Consider the following 4,889-nt stretch of genomic DNA (forward strand, 5'->3'; position numbering starts at 1 on the left):
GGCGCAGCAGTCGGCGCCGCGTCGGCTGCCGGCGCAGCAGTCGGCGGTGTGCGCGCAGATCCGGGCCCGGCGCCAAGGGGCGCGCGCCGGCCGGCTGTGTCAGCGCAGCAAGAAGCCTGCTGCTCGATCCGCTCCCGGCCGGCCTCACCGCTGAGCTCCGCCCGATCCCCCGGGTTGCGGTGGTAATGGCGCAGCGTCCGATAGACCACTTCCGGATCAGCCCCCAGCCACGGCGCCCGGATGGTCAGCGCCGGCTCCTGCTCGCGCCCGCGCCGCCCGTGGTGCCGGGTCCGCACCCCGCCGGAATCGCGCGCCGTCACGACGATCATCGGCGCCCAGCCGGCCACCCCGCCCTGCACGCCGGTCACCTGCGACCACGGCACGAAGCAGTCCGTCCCGAAACCGCGGTGGAAGACGCTGTCGGGTGTCAGCGTCAACCGGCCCGGGGCTCGCCGGACCAGGCGGTACACCGCGTAGAGGCAGAACAGGCCGCACAGGGTGAACACCACCCCGAGCGCCACCTCGCCCGGATGACCGGTGGCGATCAGCCCCAGCACGCCGATCGGCAGCAAACCCGCCGCGCTCAGCAGCAGGGACATCACCGTCCAGTAGTAGGTCGTCCCGGCATAGGTGAACGTCACCCCCACCGTCTCGTCGTCGATCGCGCGCAGCCGGGTGTGCCGCCCCGACCGGCGCGGCCGCACCCACGTCACGAAACCCAGACCGGCGCCGTGCACGAACCACAGACCCAGCGCCGCGAGCGGGATCCCGGAGTCGGCGTCCCCGACCCGCAGCAGGGCGACCGCCGCGGCGATGCCGGCGACGCCGAGCAACCCCAGGAAATACGTGTTGAGCACCATCCGCAGGTTCGTCTCGAAACCGTCCCATGGCGATCCGTCGCCGATCAGCGCGCTGTCCCGGTTCGGATCGAACGTCGGATAGTGGTCATACATGCCCCGGTGTACCTCCCGGCCGTGGGACAGGTTCAGCGCAGCAGGCGGAACAGGGTGAGCCATTGCTCCGGCCACACCGCCCCGACCGGCGCCCGCGGATCCAGCCGGCACGCCCGGAACGCCGCCGTCACCGGGCCGGGCCCGTACCCGCGGGCCAGGCTGGCGTGCAGTGAACCGCCGACCCCGGTGAAGCCCAGCTCCACGAGCCGCCGGTACCCGGACATCCTCTCGGGCCGGACCAGCGGCACCGGGCGGCGGGTGAGCAGCAGGACGCCGCCGTCGACGCGCGGCACCGGCCGGAACGCCGCCGCGGGCACCCGCCCGGCCAGCTCCCACGAGAACTCGGGCCAGGTCAGCACGGTCAGCCGGCTCCACCGGCCGTAGTCGCCGGTGCGTTTGCGGGCGTACTCCCACTGGGTGAGCAGGGCGGCCCGGCGCAGCGTCGGCGCCCGCAGGCACCAGGTCACGACGGCGGACGTCAGCCCGTACGGAATGTTGCCGGCGACGGTGAACGGACCGGCCGGCGGCCGCGCCGCCAGGAAGTCATCGACGCGCACGGTGAGCGCGGGATGTGCCGGCAGCATGCCGGCCAGGTCCGGATCGATCTCGTACGCGATGACGCGCCGGCACCGGCGAACCAGTTCGGTGGTGAGCCGCCCCCGGCCGGCGCCCACCTCGTAGACGGTGGTGCCGGGGTCGGTGACCGCGGCTTCGGCGAGAAGCCGGGCCGCGGCCGGGTCGGTGAGGAAGTTCTGTCCGAAGGCACGGCGGGCACGGCTGTGCTCGCGCCGCAGGGAAGAGCGGGGCGCCATCAGGGCGGGTCCTGTCTGCCGCCGGGTGGCGGCGAACACGGACAGGCGGCATCGCGGCCCGTCCGATCCGATAGGGACTCCGGGCCCTGGCGTCAGCCAGTGAGATCGCGGTCAGCGGCAGGCCAGGGCGGGACGCCCGGCGCGCAGACGGATGGCGTGCAGCGATCCTCGCGCGGGCGTCAGCGCCACCACGAGGAGAGCGTGCGTCGTAGGCATGAGCGCGACCCTAGCCGGGCCCGCCCGCCTCGGTCATGCGATTTATTCGCCCTCGCGGACGATGTGGGTCTCCGGGCCGGGGAAGATCAGGCCGGTGTGGCCGTCCTCCCAGCGCACCTCGTACGGCGGGGAGCCGTCCTCGTGCCGCAGCCGGGTGATCACCCCGACCTTGTTGCCGTCCCCGACGTGCTTGCCTTTCACGACCAGCCGGTCGCCCACCTGCGCGATCATCCCTGCCTCCACCTGTTGTGTGCCGCTGCGGACTGTCGCTTCCGGCAGCATGGCATCTCCCGCACGGCCGGGGCACCGCCGATCACTCGTTTTGTCACAGCACGGGAGATGCCCGGCCGGGGCTTCCCGGCCGGGCATCGTAGGGGAGGGGGGTGGTTCAGATCAGCCAGCGCCGGCGCTGCACCAGCGGCAGCCGGGCCCAGCGGCGGCCGAGGCCCCAGGTGTGACCGGCGTAGGTGAGGGCGAGCACGACCGCGCTGACCCCGTAGATGACGTGGTAGTCGACGACCGGGTTGGACGAGCCGGCGGCCAGCGGCCACTCGGCGACCCACATGAAGGCCATCATGAGTGCGGCCGCGACCGCGGCGACCCGCAGGCCGATGCCGAGGATCATCGCGACGCCGATGCCGAGCAGGCCCAGCATGAACAGCCAGTTCGCCCAGGTGGCTCCGGCGATGCTGTGGAAGAACCCGGTGAAGGGGCCGGTTTCGAGGGAGCTGAGGAACCCTTTGGTGGGCGAGCCCCCGTTGATCCAGGCCCGTTCCGCCGGGGTGGCGAAGCCGAAGCCGAAGGTCTTGTCGAGAAAGGCCCACAGGAAGACGAATCCGGTGGTGATCCGCAGGACGGCCAGCGCCCGGGCGGCGGCGTGGGTGAGCATCCCGCCGGGTGCTTCCACGGTCTCGAGGTGAGTGATGTTGTGGCGACCGATGGTGGCCATCTGGTCCTCCTAGCGACGTTGTCTGCACCTATGACTCTTCGCCATCGGGCGGATCGACGCCTGTGCCTGAGGTAATGATCCGTAGGTGCGCCGGGCCCGTCCGTTTCGGGACCTCCGGCCCTGTGGCATATTCCCGGTTGTGATCAACAAGCTCGCCGTGCGGCACGCGACGGATCCTCTGTGTCACGACGCGAACTCGCAGCGTGCCGGAGGAGCCGGAGGTTCGTGCCGTCCAGCGTGGATCCGCGGACATTCCGAGTGAGACCTCTGGTCCGCGGGGTATCGAAGGGCCACCATGTAACAGAGGAGTTGGTCACCATGCTGGTCCTGGTCGTGTTGATCGTGGCGATGATCGCCGCGTGGACGTTCGCTCTCTGGCCGCGGCCCCGTGCCGCCCGCGAGCTTCCGGAGCCGCCGGCCCCGCTGCCGGTGCCGCCGCTGCCGCGTGCCGAGAGCACCGAGGGCCTGCTGGTGGCACAGTTGCTCCGCGGTGAGCTGACCCGCCCGCAGTACCACCGGGCGATGGCCTGCCTGGCCGCCCGGGACGAGACCCGCCATCCGCTGTCGCTGCCCGGGGAGATCTAGGCCCGCCGGTCCAGGGTTCCCCCACTCCGCCGAGCCGACGCTCGTGACCAGCTCCACGGACTCCCGCAACGCCGCGTCGGCGATTCCACCCACCGGCCGTCCTGGTTTTCATCGGCTCGACCGACCGGGTAGAAATCAAGGGCGACGAGCAGGGGAGAAGCGGATGGCGGAGATCGTGCTGATCCGGCACGGGCAGACCGAGTGGAGTGCGAACGGGCGGCACACCTCGTACACCGATCTCGCATTGACCGCGGAGGGTGAGCGGCAGGCGCGTGCCCTGGGGGAGCAGCTGGCCGGGCGTTCCTTCGCGGCGGTGCTCAGCAGCCCGCGGCAGCGGGCGCGCCGGACCGCCGAGCTGGCCGGCCTGGCCGTGACCGAGGTGACCGACGACCTGGCCGAGTGGAACTACGGCGAGTACGAGGGCGTCACCACCCGCGAGATCCGCGCCTCCCGGCCGGACTGGTCGCTGTGGACCGACGGCTGCCCGGGCGGTGAGTCGCCGGAGCAGGCCGGCGCCCGGCTGGACCGGGCGCTGGCCCGGGCCCGCGAGCTGACCGCCGGCGGTGACGTGGCCCTGGTGGCGCACGGGCACTGCCTGCGGGTGGCCGGGGCGCGCTGGGTCGGGCTGCCGGCGAGCGCCGGCGGGCTGTTCAAGCTGGACACGGCGACGCTGTCGGTGCTGGGTTTCGAGCACGAGGTGGATCCGGTGCTGATCACCTGGAACGCTCGCTTACACGTGTAAGGTGCTTCCATGCAACGGGTGACCAGCGCCGACGTCGCCCGCCGGGCCGGGGTCTCCCGGGCCACGGTCAGTTACGTGCTGAACGACACGCCGGGCCAGAGCATCTCGCCGGCCACCCGGGACCGGGTGCTCGCCGCCGCGGCCGGGCTGGGCTACGCGCCCTCGGCCGCCGCCCGCACGCTGCGCACCGGGCGTTCCGACGTGGTGCTGTGCCTGCTGCCGGACTGGCCGATCGGCGACGAGGTGGGCGGTCTGCTCGGCAGCCTCTCCACCGAGCTGGCCCGAGCCGGGCTGACCTTCGTGGTGCACCCCGGCAGCCCGGCGGACCGGCCGGCCGGCGAGATCTGGAAGGCGATCACCCCGGCCGCGGTGATCGCCTTCGCCGGGTTCTCCGACTCCGAGCTCGACGCGATGCGGGCCGCCGGCGTCGCCCTGGTGGTGGCGCTGCTCGGGCGGGCCAGCCGGGACGGCCGCGAGCTGGAGATGCCGCAGCGGCTGGCCGGGCGCCGGCAGGCCGAACACCTGCTCGGCGCCGGGCACGAGCGGCTCGGCTACGCCTATCCCGACGACGAGCGGTTGCGGATATTCGCCGAGCCGGGGCTCGCCGGGGTGCGCGCGCACGCGGGCGAGCC

7 protein-coding genes are annotated in these 4,889 nt (G+C 72.8%); 3 read left to right on the plus strand and 4 right to left on the minus strand.

What is annotated here, in order from left to right:
• From AB0F81_RS50295 to AB0F81_RS50310, 4 genes are all read right to left on the minus strand, one after another.
• On the minus strand, nt 1-953 hold a 953-nt coding region (locus AB0F81_RS50295; RefSeq protein ID WP_360211423.1), incomplete at its 3' end, for a hypothetical protein.
• A 32-nt stretch (nt 954-985) separates the two neighbouring features.
• Entirely contained in the window at nt 986-1,765 is a 780-nt protein-coding gene (gene erm, locus AB0F81_RS50300) for an ErmE/ErmH/ErmO/ErmR family 23S rRNA (adenine(2058)-N(6))-methyltransferase (RefSeq protein WP_360211425.1), read from the minus strand.
• Nucleotides 1,766-2,023: 258 nt separating this feature from the next.
• A complete protein-coding gene (locus AB0F81_RS50305) occupies nt 2,024-2,212 on the minus strand; it encodes a DUF1918 domain-containing protein (RefSeq protein ID WP_360211427.1) in 189 nt (62 codons plus the stop codon).
• Between the two features lie 157 nt (nt 2,213-2,369).
• Nucleotides 2,370-2,870, minus strand: a complete 501-nt coding sequence (locus AB0F81_RS50310) for a DoxX family membrane protein (protein ID WP_360211435.1) — start codon at nt 2,868-2,870, stop codon at nt 2,370-2,372.
• Between the two features lie 378 nt (nt 2,871-3,248).
• Between AB0F81_RS50310 and AB0F81_RS50315 the strand changes: the two genes are divergently transcribed.
• The 3 genes from AB0F81_RS50315 to AB0F81_RS50325 form a co-directional block, all read left to right on the plus strand.
• Entirely contained in the window at nt 3,249-3,515 is a 267-nt protein-coding gene (locus AB0F81_RS50315; RefSeq protein ID WP_360211429.1) for a hypothetical protein, read from the plus strand.
• 163 nt (nt 3,516-3,678) lie between these two features.
• The gene (locus tag AB0F81_RS50320; RefSeq protein WP_360211431.1) at nt 3,679-4,257 is read left to right on the plus strand and encodes a histidine phosphatase family protein; all 579 of its coding nucleotides are present in this window, start codon (nt 3,679-3,681) and stop codon (nt 4,255-4,257) included.
• Between the two features lie 9 nt (nt 4,258-4,266).
• Nucleotides 4,267-4,889 (plus strand): LacI family DNA-binding transcriptional regulator (locus AB0F81_RS50325; protein WP_360211433.1); only part of this gene is annotated, 623 nt, incomplete at its 3' end.

The organism is Actinoplanes sp. NPDC024001, assembly GCF_040638955.1.
GTDB lineage: Bacteria > Actinomycetota > Actinomycetes > Mycobacteriales > Micromonosporaceae > Actinoplanes.

What these genes read in the sequence shown, in the direction of transcription:
- erm (WP_360211425.1), bottom strand. Translation starts at nt 1,765, where the DNA reads ATGGCGCCCCGCTCTTCCCTGCGGCGCGAGCACAGCCGTGCCCGCCGT.
- AB0F81_RS50305 (WP_360211427.1), bottom strand. Translation starts at nt 2,212, where the DNA reads ATGATCGCGCAGGTGGGCGACCGGCTGGTCGTGAAAGGCAAGCACGTC.
- AB0F81_RS50310 (WP_360211435.1), bottom strand. Translation starts at nt 2,870, where the DNA reads ATGCTCACCCACGCCGCCGCCCGGGCGCTGGCCGTCCTGCGGATCACC.
- AB0F81_RS50315 (WP_360211429.1), top strand. Translation starts at nt 3,249, where the DNA reads ATGCTGGTCCTGGTCGTGTTGATCGTGGCGATGATCGCCGCGTGGACG.
- AB0F81_RS50320 (WP_360211431.1), top strand. Translation starts at nt 3,679, where the DNA reads ATGGCGGAGATCGTGCTGATCCGGCACGGGCAGACCGAGTGGAGTGCG.